17 protein-coding genes are annotated in these 14,081 nt (G+C 62.5%); 6 read left to right on the top strand and 11 right to left on the bottom strand.

Going from position 1 to position 14,081, the window contains the following annotated elements; translation table 11 throughout:
• Nucleotides 1–8: 8 nt before the first annotated feature.
• Both NKJ76_RS01645 and petA read right to left on the bottom strand, forming a co-directional pair.
• On the bottom strand, nucleotides 9–1,352 hold the full coding sequence (locus NKJ76_RS01645; RefSeq protein WP_023670028.1) for a cytochrome b: 1,344 nt from the start codon (nucleotides 1,350–1,352) through the stop codon (nucleotides 9–11).
• A 16-nt stretch (nucleotides 1,353–1,368) separates the two neighbouring features.
• Nucleotides 1,369–1,929 (bottom strand): ubiquinol-cytochrome c reductase iron-sulfur subunit, encoded by a 561-nt coding sequence (gene petA / locus NKJ76_RS01640; protein WP_023670027.1) that lies wholly within the window; start codon nucleotides 1,927–1,929, stop codon nucleotides 1,369–1,371.
• Between the two features lie 314 nt (nucleotides 1,930–2,243).
• On the opposite strand from petA, the gene NKJ76_RS01635 reads away from it, so the two are divergent.
• A complete protein-coding gene (locus NKJ76_RS01635) occupies nucleotides 2,244–2,588 on the top strand; it encodes a cupin domain-containing protein (RefSeq protein ID WP_023724965.1) in 345 nt (114 codons plus the stop codon).
• Nucleotides 2,589–2,609: 21 nt separating this feature from the next.
• Here the strand turns inward: NKJ76_RS01635 and NKJ76_RS01630 are convergent, their stop codons facing one another.
• From NKJ76_RS01630 to NKJ76_RS01610, 5 genes are read right to left on the bottom strand one after another with little or no spacing between them, the layout of a single operon-like run.
• Nucleotides 2,610–2,918, bottom strand: a complete 309-nt coding sequence (locus NKJ76_RS01630) for a DUF6665 family protein (RefSeq protein WP_352536630.1) — start codon at nucleotides 2,916–2,918, stop codon at nucleotides 2,610–2,612.
• 30 nt (nucleotides 2,919–2,948) lie between these two features.
• Complete coding sequence (locus NKJ76_RS01625) at nucleotides 2,949–3,395, bottom strand: GNAT family N-acetyltransferase (RefSeq protein WP_352536629.1); 447 nt, start codon at nucleotides 3,393–3,395, stop codon at nucleotides 2,949–2,951.
• 3 nt (nucleotides 3,396–3,398) lie between these two features.
• Nucleotides 3,399–5,282, bottom strand: a complete 1,884-nt coding sequence (locus tag NKJ76_RS01620; RefSeq protein ID WP_352536628.1) for an ABC transporter ATP-binding protein — start codon at nucleotides 5,280–5,282, stop codon at nucleotides 3,399–3,401.
• Between the two features lie 10 nt (nucleotides 5,283–5,292).
• Nucleotides 5,293–7,188 (bottom strand): ABC transporter ATP-binding protein, encoded by a 1,896-nt coding sequence (locus NKJ76_RS01615; RefSeq protein ID WP_352536627.1) that lies wholly within the window; start codon nucleotides 7,186–7,188, stop codon nucleotides 5,293–5,295.
• A gap of 27 nt (nucleotides 7,189–7,215) precedes the next feature.
• Nucleotides 7,216–7,896, bottom strand: coding sequence for a hypothetical protein (locus NKJ76_RS01610; RefSeq protein WP_352536626.1), 681 nt, complete (start codon nucleotides 7,894–7,896; stop codon nucleotides 7,216–7,218).
• Between the two features lie 171 nt (nucleotides 7,897–8,067).
• On the opposite strand from NKJ76_RS01610, the gene NKJ76_RS01605 reads away from it, so the two are divergent.
• Nucleotides 8,068–8,526 carry a tRNA (cytidine(34)-2'-O)-methyltransferase gene (locus tag NKJ76_RS01605; RefSeq protein ID WP_023814986.1) on the top strand — a complete coding sequence of 153 codons (459 nt, stop codon included), beginning with the start codon at nucleotides 8,068–8,070 and terminating at the stop codon, nucleotides 8,524–8,526.
• Nucleotides 8,527–8,672: 146 nt separating this feature from the next.
• Nucleotides 8,673–9,119, top strand: coding sequence for a redox-sensitive transcriptional activator SoxR (gene soxR / locus NKJ76_RS01600; protein WP_352536625.1), 447 nt, complete (start codon nucleotides 8,673–8,675; stop codon nucleotides 9,117–9,119).
• Here soxR and NKJ76_RS01595 read toward each other — a convergent pair.
• The gene (locus NKJ76_RS01595; RefSeq protein ID WP_023683688.1) at nucleotides 9,116–9,373 is read right to left on the bottom strand and encodes a hypothetical protein; all 258 of its coding nucleotides are present in this window, start codon (nucleotides 9,371–9,373) and stop codon (nucleotides 9,116–9,118) included. The two genes, soxR and NKJ76_RS01595, sit on opposite strands and share 4 nt — an antisense overlap.
• A gap of 275 nt (nucleotides 9,374–9,648) precedes the next feature.
• Between NKJ76_RS01595 and hemF the strand changes: the two genes are divergently transcribed.
• The 3 genes from hemF (at nucleotide 9,649) to NKJ76_RS01580 (ending at nucleotide 11,480) form a co-directional block, all read left to right on the top strand.
• Complete coding sequence (gene hemF / locus NKJ76_RS01590) at nucleotides 9,649–10,563, top strand: oxygen-dependent coproporphyrinogen oxidase (RefSeq protein ID WP_023670015.1); 915 nt, start codon at nucleotides 9,649–9,651, stop codon at nucleotides 10,561–10,563.
• A 238-nt stretch (nucleotides 10,564–10,801) separates the two neighbouring features.
• Complete coding sequence (locus NKJ76_RS01585; protein WP_023686144.1) at nucleotides 10,802–11,062, top strand: DUF1344 domain-containing protein; 261 nt, start codon at nucleotides 10,802–10,804, stop codon at nucleotides 11,060–11,062.
• A gap of 232 nt (nucleotides 11,063–11,294) precedes the next feature.
• Entirely contained in the window at nucleotides 11,295–11,480 is a 186-nt protein-coding gene (locus NKJ76_RS01580; protein WP_023670013.1) for a DUF1059 domain-containing protein, read from the top strand.
• Nucleotides 11,481–11,486: 6 nt separating this feature from the next.
• Here NKJ76_RS01580 and NKJ76_RS01575 read toward each other — a convergent pair whose 3' ends face one another.
• From NKJ76_RS01575 to NKJ76_RS01565, 3 genes are read right to left on the bottom strand one after another with little or no spacing between them, the layout of a single operon-like run.
• Nucleotides 11,487–12,758: a CCA tRNA nucleotidyltransferase gene (locus NKJ76_RS01575; protein WP_352536624.1), complete on the bottom strand. Its 1,272-nt coding sequence runs from the start codon at nucleotides 12,756–12,758 to the stop codon at nucleotides 11,487–11,489.
• Nucleotides 12,755–13,387 (bottom strand): CoA pyrophosphatase, encoded by a 633-nt coding sequence (locus NKJ76_RS01570; protein WP_023683684.1) that lies wholly within the window; start codon nucleotides 13,385–13,387, stop codon nucleotides 12,755–12,757. The genes NKJ76_RS01575 and NKJ76_RS01570 overlap by 4 nt, the downstream gene beginning before the upstream one ends.
• Entirely contained in the window at nucleotides 13,387–14,016 is a 630-nt protein-coding gene (locus tag NKJ76_RS01565) for a DUF1285 domain-containing protein (RefSeq protein WP_023670010.1), read from the bottom strand. The genes NKJ76_RS01570 and NKJ76_RS01565 overlap by 1 nt, the downstream gene beginning before the upstream one ends.
• Between the last annotated feature and the right edge of the window lie 65 nt (nucleotides 14,017–14,081).

Genomic DNA, 14,081 nt, shown 5'->3' with positions numbered 1-14,081 from the left:
ATTCTCACTCAGCCTTTGGTTTCCGGCGCCGCGGTCGCACCGGCCGGATGTCCCCCTCCGGCACCCTTGTTCTTCTCCAGCACCGCCTCGGTGATCGAATTCGGCAGTCTGCGTGGCGTCTCGATCAGGCCAAGCACCGGCAGGATGACGAGGAAGAAGGCGAAGTAGAACAGTGTCGCCGCTTGAGCGTAGCCAACGTAGTTGCCTGAGACCTCACCTATCAGGAGGGTCAACAGACCGCCGCCTTCCGCCGGCTGCGAGCCAAGCCAGCCAAGCAGGACAGCGTCGGCGACGAACAGCCAGAAGAACAGCTTGTACCAGGGCCGGTAGACCGCCGAGCGCACCTTGGAGGTGTCGAGCCACGGCACCAGGAACAGCATGACGATGGCGCCGAACATGCACAGCACGCCACCGAGCTTGGAGTTGATCGGCCCGATGTTGAAGGTGATCGCGCGCAGGATCGCGTAGAACGGCAGGAAGTACCATTCCGGCACGATGTGGGCCGGCGTCTTCAGCGGGTTGGCGATCGTGTAATTGTCCGGATGGCCGAGAAAGTTCGGCAGGTAGAAGACGAAATAGGCGAAGAAGAACAGGAACACGATCATGCCGAATGCATCCTTGATGGTCGCATAGGGCGTAAAGGCAACGGTGTCGGTCTTCGATTTCACCTCGATGCCGGTCGGGTTCGACTGGCCGACCACGTGCAGCGCCCAGACGTGCAGCACGACGACGCCGGCGATCATGAACGGCAGCAAATAGTGCAGCGCAAAGAAGCGGTTGAGCGTCGGGTTGTCGACGGCGAAACCGCCGAGCAGCAGTTCCTGGATCCAGTTGCCGACCAGCGGAATGGCGCTGAAGAAGCCGGTAATGACGGTGGCGCCCCAGAAGCTCATCTGGCCCCAGGGCAGCACATAGCCCATGAAACCGGTCGCCATCATCAGCAGGTAGATGATGCAGCCGAGGATCCACAGCAGCTCGCGCGGCGCCTTGTAGGAGCCGTAATAAAGCCCGCGGAAGATGTGGATGTAGACCGCGACGAAGAAGAACGAGGCGCCGTTGGAATGCATGTAGCGCAACAGCCAGCCCGAATTGACGTCGCGCATGATCTTCTCGACCGAATTGAAGGCGAGATTGGTGTCAGCGGTATAGTGCATGGCGAGCACGATACCGGTCAGGATCTGCGCCACCAGCATGATCGTGAGGATGCCGCCGAAGGTCCACGCATAGTTAAGGTTGCGCGGCACCGGATAGGCGATGAAGCTGTCATATACCATGCGCGGCAGCGGCATGCGGGCGTCGAACCAGCGTTCGATACCGGTCTTGGGCGTATAGGTCGAGTGTCCCTCGCTCATCGAATTATCCCCTGCCTCAACCGATGAGGATTTTGGTATCGGAAATGAACTTGAATACCGGCACGGCCATATTTTCCGGCGCCGGGCCTTTGCGGATGCGGCCGGCGGTATCGTACACCGAACCGTGGCACGGGCAGAACCAGCCGCCGAAATCGCCTTCCTGGCCAAGCGGAATGCAGCCCAGATGCGTGCAAACCTGCACCATCACCATCCAGGCTTCCTTGCCGGGCGTGGTGCGGTTGGCGTCGGTCGCCGGCGCATCGGCGGGCAGATTGGCGTTGCGGGCGATAGGATCCTTGAGGTCGGCAAGGTTCACGGCTTCGCCGTCCTTCATCTCCTGCTCGGTGCGATTGCGCACCACGACCGGCTTGCCGCGCCATTTGACAATCAGCGACATGCCAGGCGTCAGCGAGGCGACATCAACCTCGACCGAGGCGAGCGCCAGCGTCGAGGCATCGGGGCGCATCTGGTCGATGAACGGCCAGGCAACGGCGCCTGCGCCAACGACTGCGGCCATGCCGGTGGCGACGTAGAGAAAATCACGACGGTTGGGATCCTGGGTGTCGGTTGCGCTCACGGGTGCCTGATCCTTTCGCCTCTTCCGAGCCGGCGGCCGAGCTTTGTCCCCGCTCCATCGCGCCGGCCCGACAGCGCATGGCGAACAAGCTAGCGAATTCCTCCGGCATTTGGATTTCGGTTTATGCGTGAAGCCCGTTTTTGTCCAGCGGGCTGAAGCCACAAGGGCAGATTGTCGCGGGGACAGAACAGCGCGTCAGTTGGCCAGATGCCCAAAGGTCGGCAAAGGCGGCTAAACAACAGGGAAATATCAGCAAATCCGAGGCTCCCCGCCTGTCTCGACAGGACAGGTTGCCGTGGTCTAGTCTCGCCGGCATGGCACATATTATCGACCGCGAGACCTGGACCAGGACGCCCGGCCGCTGGCAGGGCGAACTGCAATGCGGCGCCTACGGCTCCAACTCCTGCCTGATTTTCAACTATCAGGAAGAGATTGGCGGCGGCCCACGCCTGCACACGCATCCCTATTGTGAAATCTTCATCATCCGGCAAGGCACCGGCCTGTTCACGATCGGCGACCAGCAGATCGAGGCCACGGCCGGCCAGATCCTGATCGTCCCTCCCGATACGCCGCACAAATTCACCAATCTTGGCCCAGGCCCGCTCGAAACGACCGACATCCACGAAAACGGCAGCTTCATCACCGAATGGCTGGAATGATCGTTTGCCGGCCGGCGGCTTTCAGCTTGCACCGAGCCTGACCAGCACGGCCCTTGGGATATCGTATTCGCGGATGACCGACGCATGCCGGCGCAGGCCGCAGAGTTCACGCTGGATGAAATAGGCGTGCACCGCTGCGGCAGCCTCCTTGAGCAGCCGCGATCGCTGCTCCTTGTCGTCGTTGTTCTGACGGAGCTTGGCCAGCGTTTCCTCGACCCGTTGGCCGGCACGGCCGAGCGCTGCGGCCTTTTCAGCCAGTATCTCATGGCCGAGGGCGTCGAACGCGGCCTCGGCAGCCGAGGCGCCTAGGGATGGCGGACGCAGTGACATCTCAGCCTCCTTTTCTGTCTTGAGAGAGCATCATGCGGTGCGTGACGAATTCTTCGCCCACCACCGGCTGGAAGCCAAGCCGTTCATAGAAGCCAAGGCTTCTTGTGGCGCGCGGGTGTTCAGCACGGCAAAATGCTGACGTGCCCTGTCAATGACGGTCTCGACCAGCATGCGGCCAAGGCCGCTGCGGCGATGACGCGCGCTGACGAACAGGTGCCTGACCCGGCCGTGGTCCCGGCCTTCGAAATAAGGATCGATGTTCAACCCGCACACACCAGCGAGTTCTCGGCCATGCCATGCGCCAAACAGCGCCTCGCCTCGTTTCAGGAACTTGTTGCGGCCGCCTGCCCAGCCATCCGCCAGACGCACCAGCATCCAGTAGCCCTCCAGCCGGCTCTCCTCCTTCAGCGCGTCGAAGGCCGGCGCGGATGGCCGCAGCCGCTTGAGGACGTAGCCAGCATCAGGCGACCCTGCCATGCCCTACTCCGCCGGCCGTGTTTCTTCCAGCACGCTTTCCTCGTGGTAGAGGAAGCCGCCGGACTGCCGCTTCCACAGCCGCGCATAGAGCCCGTCGAGCGCCACCAGCTCGTCATGCGTGCCCTGTTCGACGATGCGGCCTCCGTCCAGCACCACAAGACGGTCGAGCGCGGCGATGGTCGACAGCCGATGAGCGATGGCGATGACAGTCTTGTTCTCCATCAGGCTGGCGAGATTCTCCTGGATCGCCGCCTCGATATCGGAATCGAGCGCCGAGGTCGCCTCGTCGAGGATCAGGATCGGCGCATCCTTGAGGAAGACGCGGGCGATCGCGACGCGCTGGCGCTGGCCGCCCGACAGTTTCACGCCGCGCTCGCCGACAAAAGCCTCGTAGCCGGTACGGTCCCGGTTGTCGCGCAGGCCCAATATGAACTCGTGCGCCTCCGCCTTCTTCGCCGCCGCGATCACCTCGGCGTCGGTCGCGTCCGGCATGCCGAGCTTGATGTTGTCGCGCAGCGAGCGGTGGAACAGCGCCGTGTCCTGGCTGACCACGCCGATATTGGCGCGCAGCGAGTTCTGCGTCACCTCGGCGACGTCTTGCCCGTCGATCAGGACTTTCCCACTCTCGAGGTCGTAGAGGCGCAGGATGAGGTTGGCGAGCGTCGTCTTGCCCGCACCGGACGGCCCGACCAGCCCGACCTTCTCGCCAGGCTTGACGACGAGATCGATGCCGTTCAGCACGCCAAACCCCTTGCCGTAGTGGAACTCGACATTCTTCACCTCGATGCGGCCGCCGGCGACGACAAGCTCCTTCGCATCGGGCGCATCGACAAGGCCAAGCGGCTGCGAGATCAGCGCCTTGGAGTTTTCCAGCACGCCGAGGTTTCGCAAAATGCCGTTGAGCTGCATCATCACGCGCCCGAGCAGCATGTTGAGCCGTAGCACCAGGGACAGCGTGAAGGCGACGGCGCCGACAGTGATCGACCCTTCGACCCAGAGATAGACGGCAAAGCAGCCAATCGCGGTGATCATGATGCCCGACAGCGTCGTCAGCGCCATTCGCACGCCGGTCAGCCGGCGGGTGAAGGGCCGTAGTGCATCGAGATAGATGTCGAAGCCGTTCTTGATGTAGCGGTCGTCGCCGTCGGCCGAGAACAGCTTCAGCGTCTGCACGTTGGAATAGGAATCGATGATGCGCCCATTGATCATCGAGCCCGCTTCGGCCGTGGCCTCGGCATGCCTGCGGATCGAGGGCAGATAGAGCTTGGCCAGCCAGGCGAAAGCGAGGATCCAGATCACCACCAGCACGGCCAGGCGCAGATCCAGCCCGGCGACCAGCGCCAAGGTCGTCACCGTATAGATGAGCATGAACCAGATGACCTCGATGAAGCTCTCCATTAGGTCGCCGGTCGCCTGCCCCGCCTGCCAGACTTTTGTCGCGATACGGCCGGCGAAATCGTTCTGGAAGAAAGTGTAGGACTGCCGCGACACATGCCGGTGTGCCTGCCAGCGCACCAGATTGTAGAAGCCCGGCGTGATCGTCTGTTCGTTGACCAGCGCCGACAGGCCGACGACGACGGTGCGGATGACCAGCACCACTGCGATCATGAAGACAAGCTCAGGCCCGGCGGCGGTCCACAGCGCGTGCCAGCTGCGCTCGCCAGGAAGCTGGTCGAGAATATCGACCAGCCGCCCGACGAAGTAGAAAAGCCCGGCCTCGATCAGCGGCGCGATGCCGCCGATGACCAGCATGGCGAAGAAGGCGAACTTCGCCTGGCCGACATAGTGCCAGAGGAAGCCGCCGACGCTTGGCGGTGGCCGAAGGTCCGCCGGCTCCCTGAACGGATAGACCCAGTCCTCGAACCAGCGATAGACGGCTGTCATCATGCTGACGTCATCACTCTGCGGCCTCACCCTTCACGCCGATGTCGTTGGCAACGGCGTCATTGGCGGCATCGACCGGACCGTCGTCGAGCAGGAACCCGCCCGACTGGCGCTGCCAGAGCTGCGCGTAGAGCCCGCCGCTGGCAACGAGTTCCTCGTGCGACCCTTCCTCGATGACACGGCCCTTGTCGAGGACGACGAGCCTGTCCATCGCCGCGATGGTCGACAGCCGGTGCGCAATGGCGATGACGGTCTTGCCTTGCATGAGCTTGTAGAGATTCTCCTGGATGGCGGCCTCGGCTTCGGAATCCAGCGCCGACGTCGCTTCGTCAAGGATAAGTATCGGTGCGTCCTTCAACATAACGCGAGCAATGGCGATGCGTTGCCGCTGGCCGCCGGACAATTTGACGCCGCGGTCGCCGACATGAGCATCGAGCCCTTTACGTCCGGTGTGATCCGAAAGCCTGCCGATAAACTCCAGCGCCTCGGCCCGCCCGGCTGCCTCGACAAGCATTTCCTCCGTCGCATCGGGCCGCCCGTAAAGGATGTTGTCGCGCACCGAACGATGCAGCAGCGAAGTGTCCTGCGTCACCATGCCGATCTTCGCGCGCAGCGAATCCTGCGTCACCGAAGCGATCTCCTGGCCGTCGATCAGGATCCGGCCGTTCTCGAGGTCGTAGAACCGCAACAGGAGATTGACCAGCGTCGACTTGCCCGCACCCGAGCGCCCGACAATGCCGACTTTCTCGCCGGGCTTCACCGTCAGCGACAGGTTCTCGATGACGCCCTTCTGCTTGCCATAGTGGAAACGAATGTCGTCGAAGCGGATCTCGCCCTTGGTGACGGCAATGTCCTTCGCCCCCGGCCGGTCTTCGACCAGGCGCGGCAGCGAGATCGAGGCGATGCCGTCTTGCACCGTGCCGATGTTCTCGAACAGGCTCGACATTTCCCACATGATCCACTGCGACATGCCCCACATACGGAGCACGAGGCCGATGACCACGGCGACGGCGCCGATCGTCACCGCCTGGCCGAGCCACAGCCACAGCGCCAGCGCAGTCACCGAAAACAGGAGCAGCGCGTTGAGGATATAGAGCAGGCCGTAAAGCACCGTCACCAGCCGCATCGACCGGTAGACCGTGTCAAGGAAGCCTGCCATGCCTTCTCTCGCGAACGTTGCTTCGCGCCGTGCATGGGAAAACAACTTGACCGTCTGGATGTTGGTGTAGCTGTCGACGACGCGGCCGGTCATAGTCGATCGCGCATTGGCCTGCGCCTCGCCGACCTTGCCCAGCTTCGGGATGATATAGCGCAACAACCCGATATAGCCGAGCAGCCAGACGCCGAGAGGTGCCGCCAGCCGCAAGTCGGCCGAGCCGACGATGAACAGCATGCCGAGGAAATAGACGATGACGTAATTGAGCACCTCGATCACCTTGATGACGCATTCCCGCACGGCGAGTGCCGTCTGCATCAGCTTGGTGGCGATGCGGCCGGCAAACTCGTCCTGGTAGAAGCTCATCGACTGCTTCAAGAGATAACGATGCACCTGCCATCGGATGCGCATGGGGTAGTTGCCCATCAGCGTCTGCTGGTTGAGCAAAGAATGCAGCCATACCGTACCCGGCAGCGCGAACAGCACGACGAAGGCCATGCCGGCGAGCTTCCAGCTCTCGGTCTGCAGGAAGGTTTCGCGGTTCTGCCCGGACAGCCAGTCGACGATGTGGCCCATGAAGCCGAACATCCACACTTCCGCGATGGCAATCGCCGTCACCAGCACCGCATCGACGATGATGTATGGCCAGGCGCCGCGCGTATAATGCACGCAGAAGGCAACCAGCGTCTTCGGCGGCTCGACCGGTTCCGCTGCGGGGAACGGATCGAGCCTTCTTTCAAACCAGCTAAACATAGGGATGCTCACAAAACTGTTGTCCGCTCATGCGGCGCGGGAAAAATCCCCGGGGCGCTCCGCGTCCCCAGACCGTACGTCGGCGGGGACTGACGGCCCGGAATCACCCGGGCCATCGGTCCTGCTTCGCGCAATATAGGGACTTGCGGGCTTTTCACCGACAGAAGCGTTCGACTGAACTGACGGCACGCCGCCGCCAGCCCGGTTTTTCGCGCCCGGCCGGATCAGCCGGATGATCCGGCGCACCAGCGACGGCCGGCTGTGGTCGGGAACCGCACGCGAGAAATCGACATCCGGCAACATGCCGCGATGCGGACGCCGGCGCGTCTGCGCGTGAACCGCCGACGAATAGGTCTCGCCGACCAGCAACGCCCAGGTCGCCGTCTTGCGTTCGTGCAGGCTTCTTGAACCAGGTATCTTATAGGGATCGAACATCGGTCCGTCCTCCGTGTGAAAATAGACATAAAAAGGCGAAGCAATGTCGTGCGCCGGCATTCGGCCGGAGGCACGGATTGCATCCGTCGGGACACGAGGATAGGCCTCGGTCGCGACATGCTCAGCTGGGGCGCTTGGCCCCTTTAACCGGTTGAAAAACATCGCAGGATTCCTTCGAGAGCCGAAATTGGGTTCGGCGGGAATCGGTGCGATCAGATCTAAGAAATCAGGTAAATCGTCGTACCGAAACCGCCGGAAGGCAGGTAAGCCCACGGGAGGGGCGCTGGATGTGCATGGTCATCATGAAATACCCCTCCATCGGTTCGGGTTGACAATGCGTGCGGTATAATCGACTTCGCAGAAAATGGCCACCCGCAGGTCCAGCAATTTCCAAAACCAGCCACCCGCTGTGGCCGATCTGCCACTTATTAGAAAGACGCGGAAATGAACCACCGTCTCCGCATCGCCCTCTACCAGCCTGACATCGCCGGCAACACCGGAACTATCCTGCGCTTCGCCGCCTGCCTCGGCCTTGGCGTCGACATCATCGAACCAGCCGGGTTTCCGCTCTCCGACAAAGCGCTCAAGCGTGCCGGGATGGACTACCTCGAAATGGCTGCCCTGACCCGCCATGTCGACTGGAACGCCTTCGAGGATTGGCGCAAGGGCGAAGCCTGCCGGCTGGTGCTGCTCACCACCAAAGCCGCGACCCCCTATGCGGGCTTCAGCTTCGCCCAAGGCGACATCCTGCTGTTCGGCCGCGAATCCGCCGGCGTGCCGGATCCTGTCCATCAGGCGGCGGATGCGCGGCTGACGATCCCGATGCAGCCGGGCACGCGCAGCATCAACGTCGCGCTGTCGGTCGCCATGGTCGCCGGTGAAGCCATCCGGCAGCTCGGCTAGACCCTTCAGCGCGTTGTCGTCATCGCCAACGGCCGTTGCGTCTTGCATCATTCTCACCCAGGCGCACATCGCCTTCTCCTCAATTGCCCTATCGACGTTTCCTGGCTACAAGCTCAACTTAAGTTGAGGTCAAGCGGAAAATCGAGATGGCTCCGGTAAAGGAATTGACGGTCGGCCAGGTGGCGATGCGCAGCGGCGTGGCGGTGTCGGCGCTGCATTTCTACGAGGCGCGCGGGCTGATCCGCAGCCACCGCACGTCGGGCAACCAGCGGCGCTATGGCCGCGACGTGCTGCGGCGGGTGGCGATCATCCGGATCGCCCAGGAGGTCGGCATCTCGCTGGCCGAGATCGGCGCCGCACTTGAATCGCTGCCAGAAGGCCGTACCCCGACGCGCGAGGACTGGAACCTGTTGTCGACCGGCTGGCGCGACGACCTCGATCGCAAGATCACTCAGCTAAAGAAGCTGCGCGACGGCCTGACCGACTGCATCGGCTGCGGCTGCATGTCGATCGACAAATGCCCGCTGCGAAACAGGGAAGATCGCTTGAGTGCGCAAGGGCCGGGCGCAAGGCGACTGCTTGCGGAATTCTAATCCGCCGCAGGCAGCCGCCGTATCGTGAATTCGATGACGTCGCCTGGCCGTTCGAACCAGCTTTCGATCTCGGTCCAGTAGGCCTGCTTGGGAAAGCGTTCGAACCATTCCTTGGCTTTGAGCCGCGCATCGGGGCGCGGCAAGACAAAGGTCTCCCGCAAAAACCCGTCACGCGGCATGCGCTCGCGCTCGGCGCGTGAACGATCGAGCCTTTTCTTCAGGCCATGCAGCGGCGGTCTTGCCGGCGTGCGCATGAAAGAACTCCTGGGCCGAACCAGATGACACTTGACCCTTGCCCCTAAGAGATTAGGGATCGCGCCCGGAAAAGGCTAGTGCTCCGATTCCAACATTCGCCTTCCTAATCCCCAGTCGCCGTTGCGAACGTTGGAATCACAAGGACCACTAGCAAGTTCATGTTTCTGGTGGAGTTTTCGAATTTGACATTTGCGTCGTGCCCTGCGCCACGCTGTGTGCAAATCTCAAATTCACTCCACTAGGTCCTTTGTCGGCTGCGACCGGAGACAGCATTTTGGAACGACCAGAAATACCGGCAGGCCTGCCAGCCGACATCGAACAGAAGAAAATGAAGGCCAGGCTCTGGTTCGAGACGCTGCGGGAGCGCATCTGCACCACCTTCGAGCAGATCGAGCAGGACTTGACCGGTCCGCTGGCCGAATGGTCGCCCGGCCGCTTCGAAAAGACGCCGTGGGAACGAGACCATGGCAAGGGCGGCGGCGGCGCCATGTCGATGATGCGCGGCCGCGTCTTCGAGAAGGTCGGCGTCCATACTTCGACCGTCTATGGCGAATTCTCGCCCGAATTCAGGAAGCAGATGCCCGGCGCCGAGGAAGACCCGAGCTTCTGGGCATCAGGCATTTCGTTGATCGCGCATCCCTGGAACCCCAACGTGCCGGCCGTGCACATGAACACCCGCATGGTCGTGACGTCGCGCCACTGGTTTGGCGGCGGCGCCGATCTGACGCCGGTGCTCGACCGCAACCGCACGGAAGATCACCCCGACACGGTCGCCTTCCATCGAGCCATGCAGTTCGCCTGCGAGAAGAACGCTGCGATCGCCGACCACCCCAAATTCAAGGCCTGGTGCGACGAGTATTTCTATCTGCCGCACCGCCACGAGCCGCGCGGCGTCGGCGGCATCTTTTTCGACTGGCTGCATTCGGGGGAGGAGAAAGGCGGCTGGAATGCCGATTTGAACTTCGTCCAGGATGTCGGGCGTTCTTTCCTTGTCGTCTACGGACACCTGGTTCGCGCCCATTTCAACGAGAACTGGACCGACGACGACCGCGACGAGCAGCTCATTCGCCGCGGCCGCTACGTCGAATTCAACCTTCTTCACGATCGCGGCACCATCTTCGGCCTGAAGACCGGCGGCAATGTCGCTTCGATCCTGTCCAGCCTGCCGCCGGAGGTCAGGTGGCCGTAAAAAATCGGTGAGCGAAACGTGAGCCGCATTGACGTCCCATTCGCCGAATCTGGGCAGCCAATGTGGCATCGCCATTATCTTTTTCGTCTAATAGGCGATTGAAATAAAACGACTATTTGTCGTTTCGGGCCGGGAAGCGCCGGCGGTTCAGTCCCGAACCGCGACACGACGCTACCGGACGGCCCTGAACAAGGCGGAGCATTTTCCAAACGGATGCCCGCATTTCCAGGAGTATTACATGCGAAAGCTCATTGTTTCGGCAGCCGCCGCTGCCCTTCTCGCTTCCGGCTCGATTGCCTTTGCCGCGGTCAAGCACACCACGGGCACGGTCAAGACCTATGATGGCACGGCCATGAGCCTCGTTCTGGACGATGGATCGACCTTTACGCTGCCCAAGACCTTCAAGGATCCTGGCCTGAAGGCAGGCGAAAAGGTCCGCGTTTCCTGGGACATGAGCGGCAAGAACAAGGTTGCCGAGTCCGTCAAGATCGAGAAGTGATCGGGACAAGACCGAACGTTCTCGCCTTGGCTTAGCCTGGCAAGAGGGGGCGGAGCAGCGCTGCTCCGCCTTTTTCGCCCCCACGGCAACCAAACTCGTGGAACCGTGTTATGCTAGCTCCCCCGTGCGCGCCCCCGAAACCGACTGCTGTGACAGGGCGCGGAACAGAGATGGCGGAGCTTCGTGTGCCCATGAGAGGCACAGGCTCCAAGGAGGAAAAGGAGAAAATCCCATGAAGGAATTCCATTGCGGCTCGCTGGTTCCCGGCTGTGAGTGGCACACCCGTGCCGGTGAGGAAGCCGAGGTCATGCGCCGCGCCGTCGACCATATGCGCGAGACACATGGCGAAACGGTCATTCGCGAGACGATGATCGAGGCGATCCGCTCGCGCATCGAGAAAGTTCGCGACGCGGCCTGAGCAGTCCTATCTGGCCTTCAAGGCTTCCGCGGCGCGCTCCAGCAGCGCGTCGCGATCGAGCGCAAAGCCGGACCAGATCCATTCCTTTTCCAGGTTTTTCAGGATCGCACCGAGTATTGGCCCCGGCGACGCGCCAAGCGCCGTCAGATCGCCGCCCTTGACTGGGAACACCGGTTTTTCCCATTTCAGCGCAAAAGCGAGCAGGCGCGAAAACCCGCCGGCCTGAACCAGCGCGTCATTGTCCTCGAGAGCCCGCGCTCGCGCCGACGCCAGCGACAGCCGCAGGCGATCGAGAAAACCCTGGCGCTCGCCGGAATAGAGTTTCTTGGCAAGTTCCGCTTCGCTTGTCTTGGGCTCGACGGCAGCCGTCAGCGCCCAGTGGCGCAGGCGCTCCGCCTCAGTGGTCGAAAGTTTCAGCCGCTCGGCCAGTGTCTTCATCCGCGCCGCATCGGCCGGCACGATCGCCTCCAGCCTGAGCAGCGGCTCCGGCGCCCAGCCCAGATCCTTCTCTGTCTTGGTCAGCCCATGAATGGCATCGATGCCCCATTTCTCGCTTTCCGGCAGGGCGCTGGTGAGCACGCCGGCCTGGCGCATCCACAGCAAGGCGCGCGACGGATCTGGGGCCGATAACAACTTCTTCAGCTCGGACCAGATGCGTTCGGCCGAGAGATGGGCGAGACCGTCCTTGAGCCGGGCGCAGGCCTTCAATCCCTCGGCATCGGGCCGACCCTCGCCATACCAGGCGAAAAAGCGGAAGAAACGCAGGATGCGCAGATAGTCTTCGCGGATCCGCTGCTCGGCATCGCCAATGAAGCGCAGCCTTCGTGCCTCGATATCGCCGACGCCGCCGACCAGGTCCACGACCGTCCCGTCAGCCTCCGCATAGAGCGCGTTGATGGTGAAATCGCGCCGTTCGGCGTCGGCCTTCCAGTCGCGGCCGAACGACACTTTGGCGCGGCGGCCATCGGTCTCGATGTCGGCGCGCAGCGTGGTGACCTCATAGGGCGCGCCGCCGGCAATCACCGTGATCGTGCCGTGCTCGATGCCGGTCGGCACCGCCTTGAAGCCCGCCGCCTCGGCGCGGCGAACGGTTTCCTCGGGCAGGCAAGTGGTAGCAACGTCGATATCGGCGACCGGCTGCCCAATCAGCGCATTGCGCACCGCGCCGCCCGCGATGCGGGCTTCCTCGCCGCCCTGCGCCAGCACGGCAAGCAGCCGCTGCAGATGCTTTTCACCCAGCCAGTCGGCTCTGCCCGCCAGCGATATCGGATCACTCAAGCATAGAGCCTTTCATAGAGCGTGCGGATGATGCCGGCGGTGACGCCCCAGATGCGCTGGCCGCCATAGGGCATATCGTAGAAGAACCATTCCAGGTCGTTCCACATGCGGCTGTCCCTGGTGTGGTTGGCCGGATCCATCAGGAACGAAAGCGGCACTTCGAAGGCGGCGTCGACCTCGTCGGAATTGAGCGACAGCGTAAAACCGGGCTCGACGATCGCCAGCACCGGCGCGATGCGATAGCCGCTGCCGGCGACATAATCGGGCATGCGGCCGATGATCTCGATGCGGTCATGGCCGAGGCCGATCTCCTCGAAGGTCTCGCGCAAGGCCGCTGCTTCCGGGGTCGCATCGGTGGGATCAATGGTGCCGCCAGGAAAAGCCACCTGCCCGGAATGGCTGCGCAGTTTTTCCGCCCGCTTGGTCAAAAGCACGGTCGCATCGCGTCCATGATCGACGACCGGGATCAGCACCGCGGCGTCGCGCAGCGCTTTGAGCTGCGTCAACCGTGGATGGCCGGGGTTGAAGCGATGATCGCCATAATCGTCGCCGGCATGGGCTTCAGCTTGCGCCGCGACCCGCGCGCGAAAATCCGCTGTGGAAAACGGCGGCGGCCTCACCTGATCCATCATGCGCTCAGCCGCTTCAGTTTTTCCGCCGGCATGATCGGATAGATTTCGCCTTTCGAGCGCACGGCAAACATCGTCTTGCCGCCGATATCGATCTCCTCGCCATGCTCGACCAGTTCGTACATCACCGGCCGCGCCACCAGCGCTTCCAGCCGCCCGCGCACCAGCACATAGGGTTTTAGCCCGCCGGTCTCGTTCTCGTCGACGAAGCGCAGCGGATGGCCAGGTCCGGCCTCGACGACATCGCCGACATTGGTGCGGAAAGTGATGGTCTGCTCGGCGCCGGCGCCGGAAACATCCATTTCAACCGCGATGAAAGGCGCGTCCACGACGCGGATGCCGACCCGTTCGACCGGCGTCACCAGATAGGTCCTGCCATCCTCGTCCTTGCGCAGCACGCTGGAAAACAGCTGCACCAGCGGCATGCGGCCGATCGGCGTGCCGAGATAGAACCACGTTCCGTCTTGTTTGATCTCCATGTCTAGATCGCCGCAAAAGTCGGGATTCCAGCGCTCCACCGGCGCCGCGCCCTTGCCGGCGCGAGCCGCACGCGAGATCAACGCTTCGAGACCGCGCGCCTCGGTTGCGGCAGCAAGGCTGTGCTCGCGATGTTCGGAGCGTTCCGTCATGGTCACGAAATAGTCACTGTTGTTCCGCTTGTCAGCCTAAGTCTGTGATTTAAATTCATTCGTAG

Origin of the sequence: Mesorhizobium sp. M0029, assembly GCF_040323735.1 — a bacterium.
Taxonomy (GTDB): domain Bacteria; phylum Pseudomonadota; class Alphaproteobacteria; order Rhizobiales; family Rhizobiaceae; genus Mesorhizobium.
The sequence above is the reverse complement of the archived record's forward strand: the minus strand, read 5'-3'. Positions and strand labels throughout refer to the sequence as shown.

Excerpts from the sequence above, each read along its gene's own strand:
- NKJ76_RS01645 (WP_023670028.1), bottom strand. The coding sequence starts at position 1,352 with ATGAGCGAGGGACACTCGACCTATACGCCCAAGACCGGTATCGAACGC.
- NKJ76_RS01635 (WP_023724965.1), top strand. The coding sequence starts at position 2,244 with ATGGCACATATTATCGACCGCGAGACCTGGACCAGGACGCCCGGCCGC.
- NKJ76_RS01630 (WP_352536630.1), bottom strand. The coding sequence starts at position 2,918 with ATGTCACTGCGTCCGCCATCCCTAGGCGCCTCGGCTGCCGAGGCCGCG.
- NKJ76_RS01625 (WP_352536629.1), bottom strand. The coding sequence starts at position 3,395 with ATGGCAGGGTCGCCTGATGCTGGCTACGTCCTCAAGCGGCTGCGGCCA.
- NKJ76_RS01620 (WP_352536628.1), bottom strand. The coding sequence starts at position 5,282 with ATGATGACAGCCGTCTATCGCTGGTTCGAGGACTGGGTCTATCCGTTC.
- NKJ76_RS01615 (WP_352536627.1), bottom strand. The coding sequence starts at position 7,188 with ATGTTTAGCTGGTTTGAAAGAAGGCTCGATCCGTTCCCCGCAGCGGAA.
- NKJ76_RS01605 (WP_023814986.1), top strand. The coding sequence starts at position 8,068 with ATGAACCACCGTCTCCGCATCGCCCTCTACCAGCCTGACATCGCCGGC.
- soxR (WP_352536625.1), top strand. The coding sequence starts at position 8,673 with ATGGCTCCGGTAAAGGAATTGACGGTCGGCCAGGTGGCGATGCGCAGC.
- NKJ76_RS01595 (WP_023683688.1), bottom strand. The coding sequence starts at position 9,373 with ATGCGCACGCCGGCAAGACCGCCGCTGCATGGCCTGAAGAAAAGGCTC.
- NKJ76_RS01585 (WP_023686144.1), top strand. The coding sequence starts at position 10,802 with ATGCGAAAGCTCATTGTTTCGGCAGCCGCCGCTGCCCTTCTCGCTTCC.
- NKJ76_RS01580 (WP_023670013.1), top strand. The coding sequence starts at position 11,295 with ATGAAGGAATTCCATTGCGGCTCGCTGGTTCCCGGCTGTGAGTGGCAC.
- NKJ76_RS01570 (WP_023683684.1), bottom strand. The coding sequence starts at position 13,387 with ATGGATCAGGTGAGGCCGCCGCCGTTTTCCACAGCGGATTTTCGCGCG.
- NKJ76_RS01565 (WP_023670010.1), bottom strand. The coding sequence starts at position 14,016 with ATGACGGAACGCTCCGAACATCGCGAGCACAGCCTTGCTGCCGCAACC.